17 protein-coding genes are annotated in these 19,106 nt (G+C 75.6%); 6 read left to right on the top strand and 11 right to left on the bottom strand.

Translation table 11 applies throughout. The features are described from left to right. Positions 1-2 precede the first annotated feature (2 nt). Positions 3-2,045 (top strand): caspase, EACC1-associated type, encoded by a 2,043-nt coding sequence (locus ACFV4N_RS00345; protein WP_499670310.1) that lies wholly within the window; start codon positions 3-5, stop codon positions 2,043-2,045. An 83-nt stretch (positions 2,046-2,128) separates the two neighbouring features. Here the strand turns inward: ACFV4N_RS00345 and ACFV4N_RS00340 are convergent, their stop codons facing one another. The 3 genes from ACFV4N_RS00340 to ACFV4N_RS00330 all read right to left on the bottom strand — a co-directional run bounded on the left by ACFV4N_RS00340 (position 2,129) and on the right by ACFV4N_RS00330 (position 4,984). Continuing rightward, positions 2,129-3,340 carry an alpha/beta hydrolase family protein gene (locus tag ACFV4N_RS00340; RefSeq protein ID WP_499670309.1) on the bottom strand — a complete coding sequence of 404 codons (1,212 nt, stop codon included), beginning with the start codon at positions 3,338-3,340 and terminating at the stop codon, positions 2,129-2,131. 111 nt (positions 3,341-3,451) lie between these two features. Next, positions 3,452-4,216, bottom strand: coding sequence for a CPBP family intramembrane glutamic endopeptidase (locus ACFV4N_RS00335; RefSeq protein ID WP_499670308.1), 765 nt, complete (start codon positions 4,214-4,216; stop codon positions 3,452-3,454). Between the two features lie 9 nt (positions 4,217-4,225). Beyond that, complete coding sequence (locus tag ACFV4N_RS00330; RefSeq protein WP_499670307.1) at positions 4,226-4,984, bottom strand: DUF2470 domain-containing protein; 759 nt, start codon at positions 4,982-4,984, stop codon at positions 4,226-4,228. 228 nt (positions 4,985-5,212) lie between these two features. Between ACFV4N_RS00330 and ACFV4N_RS00325 the strand changes: the two genes are divergently transcribed. Both ACFV4N_RS00325 and ACFV4N_RS00320 read left to right on the top strand, forming a co-directional pair. Continuing rightward, complete coding sequence (locus ACFV4N_RS00325) at positions 5,213-5,686, top strand: hypothetical protein (protein ID WP_499670306.1); 474 nt, start codon at positions 5,213-5,215, stop codon at positions 5,684-5,686. Between the two features lie 62 nt (positions 5,687-5,748). Continuing rightward, positions 5,749-6,213: a hypothetical protein gene (locus tag ACFV4N_RS00320; protein ID WP_499670305.1), complete on the top strand. Its 465-nt coding sequence runs from the start codon at positions 5,749-5,751 to the stop codon at positions 6,211-6,213. Positions 6,214-6,262: 49 nt separating this feature from the next. On the opposite strand, the gene ACFV4N_RS00315 is transcribed toward ACFV4N_RS00320, so the two are convergent. From ACFV4N_RS00315 to ACFV4N_RS00290, 6 genes are all read right to left on the bottom strand, one after another. Beyond that, positions 6,263-7,438, bottom strand: a complete 1,176-nt coding sequence (locus ACFV4N_RS00315) for a VWA domain-containing protein (RefSeq protein WP_499670304.1) — start codon at positions 7,436-7,438, stop codon at positions 6,263-6,265. Between the two features lie 129 nt (positions 7,439-7,567). Continuing rightward, a complete protein-coding gene (locus ACFV4N_RS00310; protein WP_499670303.1) occupies positions 7,568-10,213 on the bottom strand; it encodes a DUF5682 family protein in 2,646 nt (881 codons plus the stop codon). Next, the gene (locus ACFV4N_RS00305) at positions 10,171-11,259 is read right to left on the bottom strand and encodes an ATP-binding protein (RefSeq protein ID WP_499670302.1); all 1,089 of its coding nucleotides are present in this window, start codon (positions 11,257-11,259) and stop codon (positions 10,171-10,173) included. Before ACFV4N_RS00305 ends, ACFV4N_RS00310 begins: the two co-directional genes overlap by 43 nt. After that, positions 11,256-12,683, bottom strand: a complete 1,428-nt coding sequence (locus tag ACFV4N_RS00300; RefSeq protein ID WP_499670301.1) for a DUF5691 domain-containing protein — start codon at positions 12,681-12,683, stop codon at positions 11,256-11,258. The genes ACFV4N_RS00305 and ACFV4N_RS00300 overlap by 4 nt, the downstream gene beginning before the upstream one ends. Beyond that, on the bottom strand, positions 12,680-13,966 hold the full coding sequence (locus ACFV4N_RS00295; RefSeq protein ID WP_499670300.1) for an SWIM zinc finger family protein: 1,287 nt from the start codon (positions 13,964-13,966) through the stop codon (positions 12,680-12,682). The genes ACFV4N_RS00300 and ACFV4N_RS00295 overlap by 4 nt, the downstream gene beginning before the upstream one ends. Positions 13,967-14,002: 36 nt before the next feature. Then, positions 14,003-15,178, bottom strand: coding sequence for a homogentisate 1,2-dioxygenase (locus ACFV4N_RS00290; RefSeq protein WP_499670299.1), 1,176 nt, complete (start codon positions 15,176-15,178; stop codon positions 14,003-14,005). Positions 15,179-15,247: 69 nt separating this feature from the next. Here ACFV4N_RS00290 and ACFV4N_RS00285 point away from each other — a divergent pair, with 69 nt between their 5' ends. Genes ACFV4N_RS00285 through ACFV4N_RS00275 form a run of 3 tightly spaced genes read left to right on the top strand, consistent with a single transcriptional unit; the run spans position 15,248 to position 17,959 of the window. Continuing rightward, the gene (locus tag ACFV4N_RS00285; RefSeq protein ID WP_499670298.1) at positions 15,248-16,114 is read left to right on the top strand and encodes a hypothetical protein; all 867 of its coding nucleotides are present in this window, start codon (positions 15,248-15,250) and stop codon (positions 16,112-16,114) included. Then, a complete protein-coding gene (gene fahA / locus ACFV4N_RS00280; protein ID WP_499670297.1) occupies positions 16,111-17,286 on the top strand; it encodes a fumarylacetoacetase in 1,176 nt (391 codons plus the stop codon). Before ACFV4N_RS00285 ends, fahA begins: the two co-directional genes overlap by 4 nt. Positions 17,287-17,290: 4 nt before the next feature. After that, on the top strand, positions 17,291-17,959 hold the full coding sequence (locus ACFV4N_RS00275) for an IclR family transcriptional regulator (RefSeq protein WP_499670296.1): 669 nt from the start codon (positions 17,291-17,293) through the stop codon (positions 17,957-17,959). On the opposite strand, the gene ACFV4N_RS00270 is transcribed toward ACFV4N_RS00275, so the two are convergent. Further along, the gene (locus tag ACFV4N_RS00270; protein WP_499670295.1) at positions 17,932-18,105 is read right to left on the bottom strand and encodes a hypothetical protein; all 174 of its coding nucleotides are present in this window, start codon (positions 18,103-18,105) and stop codon (positions 17,932-17,934) included. The genes ACFV4N_RS00275 and ACFV4N_RS00270 overlap by 28 nt on opposite strands. Before the next feature lie 296 nt (positions 18,106-18,401). Further along, positions 18,402-19,001: a TMEM165/GDT1 family protein gene (locus tag ACFV4N_RS00265; protein ID WP_499670294.1), complete on the bottom strand. Its 600-nt coding sequence runs from the start codon at positions 18,999-19,001 to the stop codon at positions 18,402-18,404. Positions 19,002-19,106: the final 105 nt, after the last annotated feature.

The following is a 19,106-nucleotide window of genomic DNA, read 5'->3' as shown; positions in this document are numbered from 1 at the left end:
GGGTGGGTCGGCACGCGCTCCTGGTCGCCACCGGCGAGTACGACGACGCGCGGCTGAGCCGGCTGCGCGCGCCCGAGCAGGACGTGGAACGGCTCGCCGCCGTGCTGGAGGACCCCGACGTCGGCGGGTTCACCTCCGTCGAGGTGCTGCGGGACCGGCCCGACCACGAGGTCCGGCGCGCGGTGGAGGACCTGCTGGCGCCGCGCGGGCCCGACGACCTCGTGCTGCTGTACTTCTCGTGCCACGGCATCGTCTCGCCCTCCGGCCGGCTGTACTTCGCCGCGGCCAACACCGCGCAGGACCGGCCCGCGGGCACCGCCATCCCCCGGTCGTTCCTCAACGAGCAGTTGGAGGACTGCCGCGCCGCCGGCCGGGTGCTCGTGCTCGACTGCTGCTTCAGCGGCGCGTTCGTCGAGGGGTTCAAGGGCGCCGCCGGGGCCGTGCTGGACGACGTCGGCGAGGGCTACGTGGTGATGACCGCGTCCAACGCCTACGAGTACGCCTTCGAGCAGGACTCGCTGTCCCTGGACGCGCCGGTGGCGTCGCTGTTCACCGACGTGCTGATCGAGGGCCTGGCGGGCGGCGACGCCGACCTCGACGGCGACGGGTGGGTGGACGTGGCCGAGCTGTTCGCCCACGCGCGGGAGCAGGTGCGCGCCCGCCGCCCGGACCAGACGCCGCAGTTCTTCGCCCACGGCGCCTCCGCCCCGCTGCGGATCGCGCGAGCCGGGGGTCGGTCGGGGCGGGGGCGCGGGACGCGGCGCACCGCCTCGTACACGCCCGGCCAACTGCTGGTGGCGCGCGGCTTCCGCGCCGCCGCCGAACCGGTGTGCCGGACGCTGGGCCCGATGGGCAGGCGGGCCGTGGTGTTCGTCGACCGCCGACCGGTGGAGCTGGCGGACTCCTCCGCCATCGCGGCGGCGTACCAGCCCGACGACCCGCGCGACTCGCTGGGCGCGGCCTACGTGCGCGACCTGGTCGAGGAGGTGCGGCGGGAGGCCGGCGACGGCGCGGCGTCGGCGGTGGCCGTGGCCCGGGGCGCGCTCGCGGGCCTGGTCGACGCGATGCGCGAGGGCCACAACCCGGTGCGGCTCCTGCGCGGCGTCACGGCCGCGGCCCGGCGCGCGGCGGAACTGGTCGTCGAGGCGGCCGAACCGCTGCGGCCCCGGGACGTGGGGTCCCTCGCCGCGACGGCGGCCGGTGACGAGGTGGTCGGCGAGGCCGTCGCGCACGTCACTGCGGTCATCGGTGAGGGCGGGCCGATCCTGGTCGAGGAGGGCCAGGGCTTCGAGCTGGAGCACGAGTTCGGCCGCGGCCTGAGGCTCGGCGCCGGCTACGCCTCGGCGCAGTTCGCCACCGGCCCGCGGCGGGAGGCGGTGCTGGCGCACGCGCGGGTGCTGCTGTTCGCCGGCACCCTCCAGGGCCGGCCGGACGTGCTGGGCGAGGTGCCCGAGGACGACGTGCTCGTGGTGTGCGAGGGGCTGGCGCACGCGGCGCTGACCGAGCTGCTGCGACGCGGCCGGGCCGTCGCCGTGGTGGTCGGTCCGGCCGCGCTCAACCGCCTGCACGACCTGGTGAAGGGCGTGCTCCTGGACGAAGACCTGGTGGCGGCGGCGACGGCCGGGTCCCTCGGTCACGCCGAGAAGGTCGTGGTCACCTCGGACGAGGCGGTGGTGTTCACCGGGCGGACCTCGGCGAAGCACCCGGCGGCCCTGATCCGGGCGAGCGCGGGGCAGGTCGCGCGGGTGGAGCGGGCGGTGCGCGCGGTGCACAGCGCGACCACCGAGGGCGTGGTCCGGGGCGGCGGCGCGGGCCTGGCCGCGATCGGCGCGCAGCTGGCGGACGAGGCGACCGGCACCGAGGAGGAGGTCGCGGGCTGGCGGGCCTTCGCCACCGCGCTGGCCGAGCCCGCGAACCGGGTCGCGGAGAACGCGGCGGTCCCCGTGGCGGCCCTCGACCCGTCCCTGCTCGACTCGGCGGGCGTCGCGCGGGTCGTGGTGGCCGCGGCGGCACGCACGGCGTGCCGGTTCCTGCTGGTCGCCTGACCGGCGGTCCACGCCCACCGCGCGGTGGCCGAGGACGCGGAGCCGTCGTCGTCACGGGCCGGGTACACGACCCCGGCCCGGGTTCAGCGGATGAACCGGACGTCCGGGTAGCGCGGCGAGTCGCCCCGGAACAGGTGGGTGTGCCGGCCCTTCAGGTGCAGGTCGAAGTACGCGGCCAGGTAGTCGCGCTGCGCGCCCAGCGACCGCTCCGGGTCGATCTCGCCGACGATCGCCGCCCGCTGCTCCGGGCTGAACAGCGGGTCGAGCTGCGGCACCGCGAACTGGAGGTCGGTGAAGCTGTAGTGCGAGCTGCGCTCGAAGAACAGGTCGCGCTTCCAGCCGCGCTGGTTGGGCCAGAAGTCCGCCCACGTCGGGTCGATCGAGCGCTCCCGGTGGCTGTGCGGCAGCCGGGCGCCGGTGTCCCCGTCCACCAGCTCGCCGCCGACGAGCATGAACGGCCGGTCGAGGCCGCGCGTGACCACCTCGCCGGGCCGGTAGTCGCTCCCGCCGAACGAGTGGGCCATGGCGCCGTCGAGGTTGACGCCCGCGTCGATGCGCCGGTCGTGCACCATCGCCTCGCCCGCCGCGTAGCCGCCGTACGAGTGGCCGAACGCGCCGACCCGCGACAGGTCCGCGTAGTCCAGCCGCGCGAGTTCGTCGAGGACGAACCGGGTGTCGGCGACCCGCGCGTCGATGGCGGTCCGGCGGTCCCCGACGTCCTCCACGTCGGCCAGCGGCGGTTCGACGCGCCCGCCGGGGAACTCGACCGCGACGGACTCGTGCGTGTGCGACATCGACACCACCACGTACCCGCGGGAGGCCAGGTCGTCGGTGACGCCCACGTGCAGCTCGCGCACCGAGCCGAACCCGGGCGAGAACAGCACGACCGGCCACCGGCCGCGGGCGGGCGCGGCCCCGGTGCGGGCGTGCCGCCGGGGCGCGGCCCAGTCCACCGCGCCCGGTGGCGTGCCGAAGTACGTCGAGGCCAGCCGGTCCACGCCCGCCGCCACGCCCGGCGTCATCCACGGCGCGCGCGGGGCGTGCGAGCGCTCGGCCGGGTAGGAGACGGTGACCATGACCTCCCGCGCCTCCCCGGGCCGCCACGGGTCGGGCCGGTCGTCGACCAGGTGCAGCTCCACCGTGCCGACGGGGTGGCGGCCGGTCGGCGCCGGGATGGCGACCCGCGCGCCGGTCGAGTCCCGGGCGACCGGGTCGGGGGCGGTGGCCGTGGCCGGGGCGGCGGTGGCGAGTGCGGCCAGGACCGCGACGACCGCGGCCGGCGCTCTGGTGCGCATCAGGGGTTCCCTTCGTCGGTGGCGGCTCCCGACGGATGCTGGCCGACCCCGACCCCCGCGCGCGTCAGCCCCGGGTCGCGGCGCGCGTACTCCGCTGGTCTACCGGCCGGCCTACGGCAACCACGACACGTGCCCGCGCAGCAGCGTGTAGCCCACGAACGCGACCACGTCGAGCAGCGCGTGCGCGACCACCAGCACCCACAGCCGGTTCGTCCGCTGCCACACCTTGCCGAACACCAGGCCCATCACCACGTTGCCGACGAACCCGCCGAAGCCCTGGTACAAGTGGTACGAGCCGCGCAGGACGGCGCTCGCCAGCAGGGCCGCGTTCGGACCCCAGCCGAGCTGCCGCAGCCGGGTGAGCAGGTACCCGACGACCAGCACCTCCTCGGCCCACGCGTTGCCGATGGCGGACAGGACCAGCACCACGCTGCGCCACCACGCCTCGTCGAGCGTCGACGGCTGCACCGCGAGGTTGAGCCCGAGGTCCCACGCCACCAGGTAGAACACCAGGCCGGGGATGCCGATGACGGCGGCCAGCCCGAGGCTGCCGAGGGCGTCCGGGCCGAGGCGGGTGCGGTCCAGGCCGAGCGCGCCCAGCCGGATGCCGCCGCGCCACAGCAGGTACAGGCCCAACCCGCCCCACGCCGCGAGCTGGAGCACGCTCAGCAGCTGCGCGATCAGGTCGAGCAGGTCGAACCTGGCCTGCGGGACGTTGATCGCGACCTTCTGCTCGTTCAGCGGCACCGGGTTCAGCAGGCTGTCCAGCAGGCGGACCAGGCTGCGCAGCCCGGACAGGCCGAGCGTCATCGCGAAGACCAGCAGCAGTTCGACCTGGTAGCCGCGGCGCTCCCGGACGTCGAGTGGTTCGATCACCCGCGTACGTTAACGGCGCTGGGCGAGGAAGGGGCAGCCCATCAGCCGGCGCAGCTCGACCGCCAGCTCCTGCGCGGTGCCGACGGACCGCGAGAACGCGATCCGCACGTCGTGGTCCTCGTCGGACATCTCCACCCGCAGCCGCAGGCCGAAGCGGTCCAGGCCCAGCGGGCGGACGTGACCGCCCCGCAGGTGCTCCGGCAGGTGCTGGGAGAGCAGGCCGACGACGTCCCGGTGCGACAGCTCCAGGTGCCGCAGCCAGTGGTCCTCGTGCGCGGCGAACGGGTCGGGCTCGGCCTGCGCGAACAGCTCCGGGCGCAGCGACGTGGTGCCCTCGGCGTCGGCCACCACCAGCGAGGCCGGGCTCAGCCGGAGCACGCTCACCCCGTGCCCGACGTCGAGCAGGCGCGGGTCCGGTCGGTCGTCGGCGACCTCCAGGCCCGCCTCCCGGGCCTCCCGCGGGTCGAGCGTCCGCAACCAGCCGGTGATCCACAGCAGGCCGCGCACGGGCTCCCGCAACTGCACCGGCGCGTGGTCGGCGACCTCCAGCATCGCGGTCAACTCGGCCCGGCGACCGGCCTCGACCAGCGGGTGCTCGTCGGGCAGCAGGATCGTCACGTCGCCGCGCGGGTGGACGTGGTGCAGCACCGGCGTGACCCGGCCCTCCGTGCCATCCGACGGCAACAGGGCCGCGCGCCCACCCCGGGCGGCGATCGTGCGCGCTCGCTCCGCCGGGTGCGGGGCGGGCGGTCGACGCGTCTCGTTCACCGCTCACCTCCCAACTTAGGGCAGCCTAACTTGGCGGGACCCGGCGGCGGAAGTCCCACCACCGGTGTACTGCTCCGGGCTCGCCCACACCCACCGGCCACGGTAACGACCGCGCGCCGACCCGCACAGCGGCGGAGCGACCGGTCCGAACCCCGGGACCGGGGCCGGCCGTTCCCCGACCCGACCCCGCCGCCGTAACCTGGTCACGCCCCCTGGCGGAGGTGACCCGTGGTCGTGCCGAACAAGCCGTCCACCGAAGGCACGGCGCTCGATGACCCGTGGACCCGGCACTGCCTGGAGAAGTCCGGCCGCCGGGCGTTCGGCTGGGTCGTCCTGGCCGTGCTCGCCTTCCTGCTCCACCTCTCCCTCCTCTTCGCCCTCGACGAGTCCTCCTCGCTGCCACCCGTGCTGCTGGGGTTCTCCGCGCTCGTCCTCGGGCTGAACCTCACCCGGCCCCAGCCGTTCACCCGGCTCCTGGGCGACCGCGCGTGGGTCTACGTGCGCGTCCACTGGCGCGGCGGGCGCCTCGTCGTCCACGGCACGCGACCGCTCGTGCTCGACGTCAGCGCCGGACCGCTCGCCCGGGGCCGCATCAGCCGCCACCGGCGGGCCTGGGTCGTGCCCCCCGACCGGACCGGCAACACCGCGGTGACGTTCCGCGGCGTGCCCCGCCTGTTTCCCGCGAAGGTGTCGCGCGGCTGAGTTTCGCCGGCGCGCGAACCGGAAATCCCCAGGTGGGAGATCCTGGCTTGCGGGGAGCAGCGGTGGGTGAGACGTGGGTGAGCAAGTGCCTGACCCGGGCGGACCGTCGCGCCGTCGGGTTCATCGGCATCGCCCTGCTCGCGTTCGTCGTGCTGTGGCTCGTGTCGGAGTGGATCGGGTCCCGGTGGGTGTTCGTCCTCAGCCCGCTGTGCGTCGAGTTCGCCGTGCCCGGCCTGCGGCACTTCTGCTCGCGCCGCAGCCTGAGGCGGCTGCTCGCCACCTACCCGAGGCACCCCGTGTCGGTGAACTTCGTGCCCGGCCGCGCCCGGGTCGGGTGGCAGGCGTACCTGGAGACCGAGGGGTCGGACCGCACGTTCCTGCGGCTGCCCGAGATCCCCGAGCGCGTGCGGGAGAACATCCGCCGCGGCGGCCAGGTGTGGCTGGCCGGGCCAGACCCGCGGGGGCGCGCGGTCGTGCTCACCCGCGGCGCGCCGTTCCTCACGCTGGGCCGCGTCGTCATCCGCTGAGTCCGCGGGGTCGTCGTCCGCGGCGTCGTCGGCTCATCGGCTCCTCGGCTCAACGACCGACCGGGATGCCGCTCTGCTCGGCCCAGGCACCGACGTCCTCCCGGCGCAGCGCGGTCGCCAACAGGTCCGGGAACCGGTCCGGCGTGCAGGCGAACGCGGGCGCGCCCAGCTCCGACAGCCGCGCCGCCAACTCGTGGTCGTAAGCCGGGGTGCCGCTGTCGGACAGCGCGAGCAGCACGACGACCGTCACCCCGCCGGCCACCAGCTCCCGCACCCGGCGTTGCAGCTCGCGCGCCACGCCGCCCTCGTACAGGTCGCTGATCAGCACCATCACCGTGTCCGTCGGCCGGCGCACCAGTGACTGCCCGTAGGCCACCGCGCGGTTGATGTCCGTGCCGCCGCCCAGCTGCGTGGCGAACAGCAGGTCGACCGGGTCGTCCAGCTCGTCGGTCAGGTCGACCACCTCGGTGTCGAACACGACCAGCCGAGTCTCCACCGACTTCAGCGACGCCAGCGAAGCGCCCAGCACCGCCGAGTAGACGACCGACTCCGCCATCGACCCGGACTGGTCGACCAGCAGGATGACGTCCCGCAACGAAGCCTGCCTGCTGCGACGGCTGTTGCCGACCAGGTCCTGCACCACGACCGTGCGCTGCTCGGGCTGGTAGTGGCGGAGGTTGGCCCGGATCGTGCGACTCCAGTCCACATCGGACAGCCGGGGCCGGCTCGTGCGGCGGGAGTGGTCGACCGCACCCCGGACGGCCGACAGCAGCCGGTCGGCCAACCGGCGCTCGATGTCCTCGACGACCCGGCGCACCACGGCGCGGGCGGTCTCGCGCGTGCGCGCCGGGATGGCGCTGGAGAGCGAGACGAGCGTGCCGACCAGGCTCACGTCCGGCTCGACGCTCGACAGCAGTTCCGGCTCCAGCAGCAGTTGGCGCAACCCGAGGCGCTCCACCGCGTCCCGCTGCATGACCTGGACGACCGAACCGGGGAAGTAGGTGCGGATGTCACCCAGCCACCGGTGCAGGACCGGCGACGAACCGCCCAGCCCGGCACCGCGCTTGCCACCGGCCTCGACCGCGTCACCCCCGCCGCCGTAGAGCCCGGTCAACGCCCCGTCCCGCCGCTGGTCGTCCTGGCTGAGGGCCCCGAGGTCACCGGCCGCGCCCCCGAGCAGCAACCGCCAGCGCCGCTCGCGCTCACCTGCGATATCGTGATTCACGAGCCCTCCCCGACAGACACGATCGGGTGATCATCGGCCGAAAATGTACGGAAACGGCGTCCTCGTTCATCGGTTGGAACATGAGGAACGCCGACCACACCCCGCGTCACCCGCCCACCTCCACACCCATCACGCCCCCGACACCCCCGACGCCGCCCCAGAACTGCGAGCCGCGGCCCCGGCACCGGCCCCAGCCCCCGACACCCCCGCCAGCAACGCCCGCACGTGCCCGGCCAGGCGACCCGCCAGCGCCTCGTCCCAGTCACCCGAGCCCCCCGAGCCGCCCGGACCGGTGGACGAGCTGGCTGCCGTACCCCGGACCCGGTCACCGAGCATCCGCCGCTCCGCCGGGCTGAACTCGGTCACGGCCCGGCGCAGCAGCGGCAGCGCGGCCTCGAAGTCCGCGCCGGGCAGGCCGGTCAGCCACTCGTCGACCACGCCGAACAGCCGCGGGTCCGCGGTGAGCAGCGCCGCCGACCCGCGCAGGAAGCCCGCCACGAACGCCGTGGCACCCGTGGAGCCGCCGCCTGTCGAGCCGCCGCCCATAGAGCCGCCGCCCGTGGAGCCGCCCGTGGAGCCGCCGGTGGAGTGAGGGCCGGTGGAGTGAGGGCCGGGGGAGCCGCCACTCGATGGGCCGCCGCTCGATGGGCCGGTGCCTGACGGGCCGCTTGTCGGGCCGGTGCCTGGTGGGTTGACGGGGGGCGGGGTGGTGCCGGTGGGCTGGGGGGTGGCGCCTGTCGGGCTTCGCCTGCCCGCACCCGCCGCGCCCGCCGAGACCGCTCGGTGCAGGCGTGCGGCGACCGCGTCGGAGTCGAGCACGCCCGTCTCCCACAGCAGCCGGGTGGCGCGGCCGGTCGGCAGGCCGTGGGCGTCGGGCATGGCCACCAGTGACCGCAGGGCCCGCTGCCACGTGTCGCGGTGCTCGTCGTCGGCTGCGAGGCGGACCGCGTCCTCCGCGCCGTCGAGGGCTTTGAGGGCCCGTTCGGCCGTGGGGTCGTCCACGCCTCGGCACGCCAGCGGCAGGCCGACCGCGCCCCGGGCCAGCAGGCCGTGCAGGGCCACGCGCAGCAGGTCGGGGTCGGTGCCCCGGACCGAGCCGTAGCGGACCGTGGTGGCCAGGTTCGGCAGGGCGGCCAGGAGTTCCAGGGCGTCGGTCGCCGCCGCGGCGCAGCGGTCCAGGGCCTGGCGCGCCGCGGTGACCGCCTCGGGGATCTCGCAGCCCACGGCGAGGCCGAGGACTTCGGCGGCTTCTACGACCCGGGTCGCTTCGGCGGCGCGCGTGGTCAGGACCTGCCGGGCGGCTGCCTCGACGGTGGTGCCGTGGCGGGCGGCGACGGCCAGGGACACGGCGAACTCCGGCTGCCAGTGCAGCTGCCAGGCCTCGGCGAACGTGCCGAGGGTGCGCGTGCCGTCCGGGGTGCCCCAGGGGATGTCCAGGACTTCCAGGCGGCGCAGGAGCTTCGAGCGCTCGCGGTCGGTGTCCTTGCGCAGGTCCAGGCGGATCGCCTTGCGCATGGCGGGCGGTGGCATGCGGAGCCTGCGCCGCAGCCGGACCAGGTCGGCGGCCAGGGGGGACTGGGGCACGCCGTCGCCCACCTCGCCCAGGCGTTCGCTGATGACGAGCTGGTCGTGGATCAGGCGCAGCGGGGTCTCGTCGCCGCCGCACAGGACCGCCAGCGCCGCCTCCATCACCTCGGACAGGCCCGGTGACGGGCGGCCGCGCAGGGCGGCGAGGGTGTCGGCCAGGCGGACCGCCTCCACCGCGCTCGCGGTCGACGCCTGGAGGTCTTCGGAGCGCAGCACCGCGCACGCGCGGGCGAACCAGCGCGGCACCGCGTCGCCGCGGTCGGCGCACTCCCACAGGTGCGCGTACCAGCCGGGTGAGGCCACGCCCGCGCCGTAGCCGGAGGCGGTGGCCAGGCGGCCGTGGCTCCACGGCACCCAGGTGCCCGAGACCTTCTTGCGCGGCAGGCCCTTCAGGGCGGCGGCGTCGGTGGTGGCGGGCGGGAGGGTGCGCAGCGCGGGGACGTGCCAGGCGCCGGCGACGACGGCGATCGGGCCCGGGAAGTCCTTGAGGGCCTGGCGCAGGTTCTGGCGCATCGCGGCCTCGCGGCGCAGCGTCCGGGCGTCCACCTGGTCGGCGAACTCCTCGCGCAGCGCGGACATCGCCTCCGCCACCGCGGCCGGCAGGTCCGCCGGGTCGGTGTGGTGCTCGACCACGTCCTCCCACCAGCGCTCCGGGTCGTCGAAGCCCGCCGCCTCGGCCAGGATCCCCAGCGGGTCCAGGGACGCCAACGCCGCGGGGGCGCGGTCCTCGGCCGGCTCGGACGGCTCGGACGGCTCGGCCGGTGAGTCGGGGTCGTCGGGATGAGCCGGCGACGGGGGAGAGGGCGGGGCGTCGGCCAGGGACGCGGCGGCCGGCGGGTCGAAGAAGCGGACCGGCACGTCGTGCTCGTGCGCCCACGTCATCGCCCGCCACTCCGGGGAGAACTCGGCGAACGGCCAGAACGCCGCCCGCGCGGGCTCCGCCTCGTCGTGCAGCAGCAGCGCCACGGGTGGCGTCAGCCGGGGCACGTGCGGCAGCAGGGCGTCGCCCTCCGGCGGCCCCTCGATCAGCACCACCTCCGGCCGCACGGCCTCCAGCGCCGCCGCGACCATGCGCGCCGACCCGGGGCCGTGGTGCCGGATGCCGAGCAGGGCGACCCGCTCGGGCAGGGGCTGCTCGCGCGCCATCAGCCCACCAGGTCCCGGCACGCCCGGTACAGGTCGCGCCACTCGGCCCGCTCCTTGACCACGGCCTCCAGGTACTCCTGCCACGCCGCCGCGTCCGACACGCGGTCCTTCACCACGGCGCCGAGCAGGCCCGAGGCCAGCTCGTCCGCGGTGATCCGGCCGTCGCCGAAGTGGCCGGCCAGGGCCATGCCGCTGGTCACCACCGAGATCGCCTCGGCCGTGGACAGGCTGCCGCTGGGGCTCTTCAGCTGCGTCCGGCCATCCACGGTGGACCCGTTGCGCAGCTCGCGGAAGATCCGCACGACCCGGCGCACCTCCTCCAGCGCGGGCGGCTCGGCGGGCAGCTCCAGCGCCCGGCCCAGCTGGGCCGCACGCGCCGACACGATCTCCACCTCCGCGTCCTCGGTCGCGGGCGGCGGCAGCACGACCGTGTTGAAGCGGCGGGCCAGCGCCGACGACATCTGGTTCACGCCGCGGTCCCGGTCGTTCGCGGTGGCGATCACCGTGAACCCGGGCACGGCCCGCACCTGGGAGCCCAGCTCCGGCACGGGCAGCGTCTTCTCCGACAGGATGGTGATGAACGAGTCCTGCACCTCGGCGGGCATCCGGGTCAGCTCCTCGACGCGCGCGACCGCGCCGGTGCGCATCGCGGTCATCACCGGGCTCGGCACCAGCGCCGCTTCGGACGGCCCCTCGGCGATCAGCCGCGCGTAGTTCCAGCCGTAGCGGACCTGGTCCTCGCCGGTGCCGGCGGTGCCCTGGACGACGAGCGTCGAGTCGCCGCTCACGGCCGCCGCCAGGTGCTCGGACAGCCACGACTTGGCCGTGCCGGGCACGCCGACCAGCAGCAGCGCCCGGTCGGTGACCAGCGTGCCGACCGCGACCTCGACCAGCCTCCGGTCGCCGACGTACTTCGGGGTGATCACGACGCCGTCCGGGGTGCGGCCGCCGAGCACGTAGGTGACCACGGCCCGGGGCGACAGCCGCCAGCGCGGCGGGCGGGGCCGGTCGTCCGAGGCGGCCAGGGCGGCCAGCTCGTCGGCGTACTGCTGCTCCGCGGCGGGCCGCAGCACGGTCTCGGTGGTCACTGGCTTGCCTCCCGGTGGTTGAACGCCTCGCGCAGCTGCACGCGCAGCCGCAGGACGTCGAGGTCGACGGTGTGCTCGGGCCACCGCTCGGTGATGCGGGCCCAGTTCGCGCCGAGCACCTCGGCGTCGCCCCTGGCCAGCAGCACGGGGGGCGGCCTGCCGGCGCGCCACCTGGGCGCGCGTGCCGCCGCGTAGCGGTCGAGCAGGTCGGCGGTCGCCCGCGGGCCCCACGGCGCGGGCAACTGCGAGCAGGCGTGGTCGAGCAGGTCGTAGTTCCACTGCTCGGACACCTCGACGACCGTGCGCGCGGCCAGCTCGGCGGGCAGGCCGGCCAGCATCTCCAGCTGCTCCATGCCGGTGAGCGCGCGGGTGGCCGCGATGGCCCACGGGCGGGGGTCGTCGGCGAGCCGCAGGTTCTGCGCCACGCCGCGCAGCAGCTCGCCCGCCCACGTGCCGCGCGCCAGTTCCGCCGCCGCGCCCTCGTCGTCGGTGCGCAGGCGGCTCGTCCAGTGCCGCGGCGGCACGCTCGACGCCGCGCCCCGGATGCGCCCGGCCACGCCGGTCTCCGAGCCGTCCTTGAGCAGGTCGCGCGCCTCGTCCGGCTCGGGCCGGTCCTCGGCCCACAGCTCGTCGCTCTGCACGTCGAACCCGTCGGCGGTCAGCCACAGGCCGCGGTGCAGGCGTTCGGCGGCGCGTTCGGCGAGCTTCGACCCGGGCAGGGTGCGCAGCAGCCGCAGCGCCTCGTCGTGCACGCCGATCGCGCGGTCGTCCAGGGCGTGTTCGAGGAGCGGTTCGTCGTCCGGGCCCAGGTTGGTCTCCAGGGCGCCGACCAGCGCCTGGCGGTCGGTGGCGCGGCGCTGCCCGTCGAACCGGGCGGCCAGGAACTCCCGGGTGCCCGCCGGGTCGCGGGTGCGGGCGCGGCGCAGCGCGGCCTGCCGGGCGGGGCCGGGCAGGTCCAGGACCTCGTCGAGGGGCACGTCCCCGTCCGCGCCCCCACCGACCGCCCACGCCCAGGCCGGTCGCAGCCCCGCCAGCCACCGGCCGCGCGCGCCGAGCACGGCGGTGATCGCGGGGCGCAGGCCGGGGTGGGCGGTGCCGAGGCCGAGGAGGGCGGGCAGGTCGCGGTGGTCGGCGACCGCGCCCGCGGCCTTGGCCAGGCCGCACCACTCGGTGAGCAGCACCTGGTCGTCCAGGGCCAGGACCTGCACGAGCACGGCCCGCGCCAGCCGGTGGACCGGCACGTCGCCGGACCCGGGCGCCGGTTCCAGCGGCGGCCCGTCCACGACGGGCGGCAACCGCGCGGCGTGCGCGGCCAGGCCCAGTTCGGCGCACCGGTCGAGCAGCTCGGCGGACGTGACGCCGGACCGCCGCGCCCCGACCAGGACGGCCTGCACGGTGCCCTGCCACGCGTCCTGGAGGCTCATCCGACCACCTCCGGCGCCCCGCCGGGCCGCGCGACCGCGCCCAGCCGCAGCTCGCGCCCGTCCCACAGCCCCCAGGCGTCGAACACCCGGCCGCCCGTCACGGCCAGCGCCTGGTCCAGCGCCAGGTCGGCCCGCACCGGCACGCCGCGCCCCTCGTCGTCCACCAGCCACGCGGTGTCGCGGGTCGGCCGCACCGAGGCGCAGCCGAGCGGGTGCAGGCGCTGCCACGGGTCGGCCCTCAGCGGCTCCTCCAGGGCCGCCAGCGCCTCCCGCCACGTCCCCGGCACGGGCACCGGCCCCGGCGGCTGCTCCAGCAGCACCTCGCCGACGGCGACGCGGCGCGGCGGCGCGCCCGGGTAGGGGTGCAGCACCCCCTGGACCTGCACCCCGTGCGCCATCGGCGGCACCGGGCGCGCCCCGCCGCCCGCGTGCCGCACCGCCACCACCCAGCCGTGGGCGCGCCCCCACGCCCACTGCCGCACGGTGCGCACCAGCCCGTCGTCCGATTCGAGCTTCAGCAGCGGCGCCCAGTGGTCCGACCAGCCCTCGCCGGCGCGGACCTCCTCCTCCGACACCGAGAACCCGATCCGGCGGCGGACCACGTCGGCCAGTTCGGCCGGCCCGGTCGAGTCGGCCAGCCGCGCCAGCAGGTGCAGGCCGCCCAGCCGGTCGGCGGCGTCGTGCGCCCACGTCGGCCCGCCGGCGGCGACGACGTGGCGCACCTCCTCCACGGCCGAGGCCAGCCCCTTGGCCTGCGCGTCGACCATGCGCGCGCCGATCGAGCGCCACCACTCCGCGTCGCGCGCGGGCAACCCCGCGATGCCCGCGTCCGCCACGTCGGCCAGCCAGTCGGCCAGCCCGGCCACGCCCGCCCGCACCGCGTCCCGCCGCGCCAGCGCGGTCTTCTCCTTGGCCTTCGCCCGCCGCGCCACGGCCTCCGGCGAGTCGTCCGGCGCCGCCTCCGCGCGCCGCTGCCGCCGGGACAGCCAGTCCGCCACCCACCCCGGCGGCGACGCGACGGGCAGCGCCTCGCGCGCGTGCCGCAGTTGCAGCGCGAGCGCGTGCTTGCAGGGGAACTTCCGCGACGGGCACGAGCACTTCGACGCCCGGTCGCCCAGGTCGACGCACACCTGGTACGGGTCGGCCCCGCTGCCCGCGCACAGGCCCCACAGGGCCGCGTCGTCACGACCCGTCGCACGCCAGCCGGAGGACCCGGCCAGCCGGGTGGCGCTGCTCGCCACCCGGCTGTCCGGAGCCTGCTCCAGCACCGCTCGCGCGTCCATGTCGGCAGGTTAGGACCACCCACCGACAAAAGTGGATCAATCCAGGTCAGGACCCCTGCGAGCCCACGACCAGGCGTACTTGGGGTCCTCGGCGGCCAGGGCCGCCTCGCCCAGCTCCAGCGGCCGGAAGGTGTCCACCATGACCGCGGTCTCGTCGAACCGCTCGGCGCCCAGCGAGGCCTCCACCGCGCCCGGCTGCGGCCCGTGCGTGCAGCCCGACGGGTGCAGCGACAGCGAGCCGATGCCGATGCCGGAGCCCTTGCGCGCCTCGTAGTTGCCGCCCACGTAGAACATCAGCTCGTCCGAGTCCACGTTCGCGTGGTTGTAGGGCACCGGGATCGACAGCGGGTGGTAGTCGACCTTGCGCGGCACGAACGAGCACACCACGAAGTTCGGGCCCTCGAAGGTCTGGTGCACGGGCGGCGGCTGGTGCACGCGGCCCGTGATCGGCTCGAAGTCGCGGATGTTGAACGCCCACGGGTACAGGCAGCCGTCCCAGCCGACCACGTCGAACGGGTGGTTGGCGTAGGTGAACCGGGTGAGGCCCGCGCGGTGCCGCACCAGCACGTCCACGTCCTCGCCGTCGACCAGCAGCGGTTCGACGGGGCCGCGGAGGTCGCGCTCGCAGTACGGCGAGTGCTCCAGGAACTGGCCCTTGTTCGACAGGTAGCGCCGCGGCGGCCCGACGTGCCCGGTCGCCTCCAGCACGAGGATGCCCATCGGCTCGGCCGGCACCACCCGGTAGGTGCACGAGGTCGGCAGCACCACGTAGTCGCCCTCGCCCACCGGCAGGGCGCCGTAGATGGTCTCGACCACGCCCGAGCCGGTCTGCACGTACAGCAGCTCGTCGCCCGCCGCGTTGCGGTAGAGCGGGCTGGGCGCGGACGCGCGGACGAACCCGATCACCACGTCCGCGTTGCCGAACAGGGTGCGCCTGCCGGTGACCGCGTCGGTGCTGTCGTCCCAGGTCAGGTCGGGGGTCTTGAAGTGCCGGGGCTTGAGCGGGAGGTTCGGGGACAGCGTGCCGCGGCTCTCCTCGACGGTCACCGCGTCGACGATCGCCGTGGGCAGGTGGCGGTGGTAGAGCAGCGCCGAGTCGGCCGAGAAGCCCTCCACGCCCATCAGCTCTTCCGCGTACAGCCCGCCCTCCGGGGTGCGGAACTGGGTGTGGCGCTTTCGGGGGATCTCACCCACCTGGCGGTAGTACGCCATCGTTCACTCCGGGCGTTCGATAGTCGGACATCTTTGTTCATTGACCGGTACGCCACTAGCGTGTCAGCCGTGTCAAGCGCCTTCGAACTCCGTGCGCCCGGTCCACGCGGCACTCCGCCCCTGCTCGCGAGGCTTGTAGATGACGCCGCACTGTTCCCACCGGGGAACGCGTCGATGCCCGACGCCGTGCGCGGCCACCTCGACGCGCGCGCCGGGGAGTGGGCGGGAGCCGTCGGGCTCTTCCTGTGCCCCGCGTCGCGGCTGGCCGAGCTGATCACCGAGCTGATCAAGGTCAAGCCGGTGAAACCGGTCGCCCTGTCCCTGGTCATCGACACCGGCCTGGGCGGTGTGCCCAAGGCCGTGTCGATCGTCGAGTCCCGCAGCGAGCTGCTGGCGCTGCGCATGGTCGAGATGCCCGCGCCGACCGACGTGGACGAGGTGTGGCTGGAACGCGTCTCGGAGTTCGTGCCCGAGGACGTCATCCGCGTGGTGGAACCGCGCCGGGGCGGCGAGGGCTGGCTCGACGGCGTGCGCCGCGTCATCGAGCACGGCAGCTGGCCCAAGCTGCGCTGCGGCGGCCTCAGCCGGGAGAACTTCCCCGGCGTCGACGAGGTCGCCGACTTCCTGGCCGTCGTCAGCGGCGGCGGGGTGGCGTTCAAGGCCACGGCCGGGCTGCACCACGCCGTCCGCCACACCGACCCCGCGACCGGCTTCACCCACCACGGGTTCCTCAACCTGCTGGTGGCCACCGCGCGGGCGCTGTCCGGCGGCGACGTGCGCGCCGCGCTGTCCAGCACGGACGCCGCCGCGCTCGGCGAGGAGGCCTCGTCGCTGTCCGACCAGGCCGCGCACGCCGTCCGCGGCGTGTTCGCCTCTTACGGGTCGTGCTCGCTCGACGAGCCGATCGCCGACCTGGGGGAGCTGGGGCTGCTGTGAGCTGGATCGACGACCCGGCGTTCACGCCGGAGGGGCCGTTCGGGCCGCAGACCCTGCCCTACGGCGTGCTGCCGCGGGGCATCGCGGTGCGGGTGGGCGACTCGGCGCTGCCGCTGCGCGGGCTGGCCCTGGGCGAGCGCCTGGAGCCGCTGGTGGCCGGGGACTCCCTCGACGCCCTGCTGGCGGCCGGGCGGCCCGCGTGGAGCGAGCTGCGGGCGCGGCTGGTGGAGATCGTGAGCGCCACGTCCGCGCCGCGCGACGCGACGCTGGTCGGCCTGGGGGGCGCGGTGCTGCCGTTCACCGTGGCCGACTACGTCGACTTCTACTCGTCGCGCCACCACGCGGAGAACGTGGGCCGCATCTTCCGGCCCGACGGCGACCCGCTGCTGCCCAACTGGACGCACCTGCCCGTGGGCTACCACGGCCGCGCCGGCACGGTCGTCGTCTCCGGGACGCCCGTCGTGCGGCCGCACGGCCAGCGGCGGTCTTCGTCCGGGCCGGTGTTCGGGCCCTCCGCGCGGCTGGACATCGAGGCCGAGGTCGGGTTCGTGTGCGGCGGGCCGGTCGCGTCGCGGCTGACCCCGTCGAAGGCGGCCGACCACGTGTTCGGGGTGGCGCTGGTCAACGACTGGTCCGCGCGCGACATCCAGGCGTGGGAGTACCAGCCGCTCGGGCCGTTCCTGGGCAAGTCGTTCGCCACGTCCGTGTCGGCGTGGGTCACGCCGCTGGAGGCGTTCGCGGTGGCACGCGTGACGCCGCCGCCGCTGGGCAACGACGTGCTGCCCTACCTGCGCGAGGAGCGCCCGTGGGGCCTCGACATCGCCATCGAGGTCGAGTGGAACGGGACCGTGGTGTCCCGGCCGCCGTTCCGCGAGATGTCGTGGACCTTCGCGCAGCAGCTCGCGCACCTGTCGGTGAACGGCGCTACGGTTCGGCCGGGCGACCTGATCGCGTCGGGCACCGTGTCCGGCCCCGACCGCGACGAGCGCGGCTCCTTCCTGGAGCTGAGCTGGGGCGGCGCGGAGCCGGTCCGGCTCGACGACGGCGAGGAGCGGACGTTCCTGGAGGACGGCGACACGGTGCGCATCACCGCGACGGCCCCGGGCGAGAACGGCTCGCTCGTCGGGCTGGCCGAGGTGGTCGGCACGATCGCGCCCGCCGACGAGAGGTAGGACGTTGGTCAGACCTGATCCTCGCGGCCGGCTGCCCGTGCCCGCCTCGAAGGAGAGCTCGCTGACCCTGGAGCGGGGCCTCGCCCTGCTCCAGGCGGTGGCCGACGCCGAGTCGGAGGCGCCGTCGATCAGCGAGCTGGCCGCGGCCATCGGCGCGTCCCGGGCCGCCGTGTACCGGCTGCTGGTGCCGCTCCAGTCGCGCGGGCTGGTGCGGCGGGAAGGCTCCAAGGTGCGGCTGGGGCTCGGCGTGCTGCGGCTGGCGTCCAACGTGCTGCCGCAGCTGCGGATGGCGGCGCAGCCGGCGCTGCGGACGCTGGCCGAGCAGGTGGGCGCCACCGCGCACCTCACCGTGGCCGACGGGTCGGAGGCGCAGGCGGTGGCCGTGGTGGAGCCGTCCTGGACGGCCTACCACGTCGCCTACCGGGTCGGGTCGCGCCACCCGGTGCACCGGGGCGCGGCGGGCAAGGCCATCGGGCTGTCCCCGGAGGGGCGGCAGTGGGTGCACTCGACCGGTGAGCTGCAGCCCGGTGCGTTCGGGGTGGCCGCGCCGGTGCGCGGGGTGCCCGGGTTGCGGGCCAGCGTGGGCGTGGTGGCATTGGAGAAGCTGGACGGGGACGTGGTGGGGCCGCAGGTGGTGCGGGCGGCTCAGGAGGTCGCGGACGCGTTGCGGTGAGGCTCGGCGGGGTGGACCTCCAGGCCGCCGTCCTCGTTGATGACGATCCGGCGGCCGGGGTAGGTCCGCCGGGCGGTCTCCACGTCGCGCTGGTCGAAGTTGCCCTGGAAGACCGGGACGCCGGCGGAGAGCTCGCACCGCTCCACGCCGGACGGTCACCGGTGCGCCCAGGCTTCGATGGTGAACCCCTTGTCGGGTGCGGGCAGGTCGGGACCTTCCGGATCACGCATGCGCGCAACCCTGGCGTGGCGGGCGGGCCGCCGCCATTCCCCGGCCGAGGGATTCGTGGACTGCCCGGGACCGCCGGCCTCCGATCGCCCCGCGCCGTCGCCCCGGCGGCCACGGACGGCCCGACGGGCCGGGCCGGTGGGGTGAGTCCGGTGGGGCGGGCCCGGTGGCGCGTGGCGCCCGCGACCGTCCCGCGCGCCACCGGGCGACCGCGTCAGGCCACTACCGCCTGCCACAGCGCGACCAGCGCGAACCCGGCGAACAGGAACCCGCTCACCCGCTGCACCATCCGGGTCGGGATGCGGGACGCGATCTTGCGCCCCACCAGCACCGCGATCGCCGCCACGGTGGTCAGCGCCAGGAACGCGCCCAGGCCCACGAACACCGGCGTCCCGTACCGCGCCGCCAGCCCCGCCGTCGCCAGCTGGGACGCGTCGCCCCACTCGGCGGCGAACAGCACGCCGAACGAGGTCAGCGCCGCCCGCAGGAAGGTCACCTGGCCGGTGCCGCCGGAGGCCGAGTCGGTCTCGTCGTCGTCGCGCGAGAAGCCCTCCTTGAGCAGCAGGAAGGCACCCACGCCGAACAGGAGGGCGACCACGCCCGCCACCACCCGGTCGGGCAGCAGGGTCAGCACGCCGCCGAACGTGGCGGCCACCACGCACTGGACCGCGAACGCGGCGGTCACGCCGGCGAACACCGGCCAGGCCCGATAACGCGTGGTCAGGACGAGGGTGGCGACCATGGTCTTGTCCGGCAACTCGGCCAGGAAGATGATCGCGAACGCGGTCGCGGCCGCGATGAGCTCAGGTGCCACGGGATTTACCTCCGAGGGTGAATACCCGGACGGAGGCAGCACGACTCCGACCGGGCGTGGTGCGCTGCCCGGCCGGAGGTCTCGTTCGCCCTCTTCGAAAAGACG

This window comes from Actinosynnema sp. NPDC059797 (genome assembly GCF_042732085.1).
Taxonomy (GTDB): domain Bacteria; phylum Actinomycetota; class Actinomycetes; order Mycobacteriales; family Pseudonocardiaceae; genus Actinosynnema.
This window is presented reverse-complemented; position numbering and strand designations above follow the sequence as displayed.

Bases quoted from the DNA above. Each gene is read 5' to 3' on its own strand.
- ACFV4N_RS00300 (WP_499670301.1), bottom strand. From the start codon at position 12,683: ATGAGCCTCCAGGACGCGTGGCAGGGCACCGTGCAGGCCGTCCTGGTC.
- ACFV4N_RS00340 (WP_499670309.1), bottom strand. From the start codon at position 3,340: ATGCGCACCAGAGCGCCGGCCGCGGTCGTCGCGGTCCTGGCCGCACTC.
- ACFV4N_RS00295 (WP_499670300.1), bottom strand. From the start codon at position 13,966: ATGGACGCGCGAGCGGTGCTGGAGCAGGCTCCGGACAGCCGGGTGGCG.
- ACFV4N_RS00290 (WP_499670299.1), bottom strand. From the start codon at position 15,178: ATGGCGTACTACCGCCAGGTGGGTGAGATCCCCCGAAAGCGCCACACC.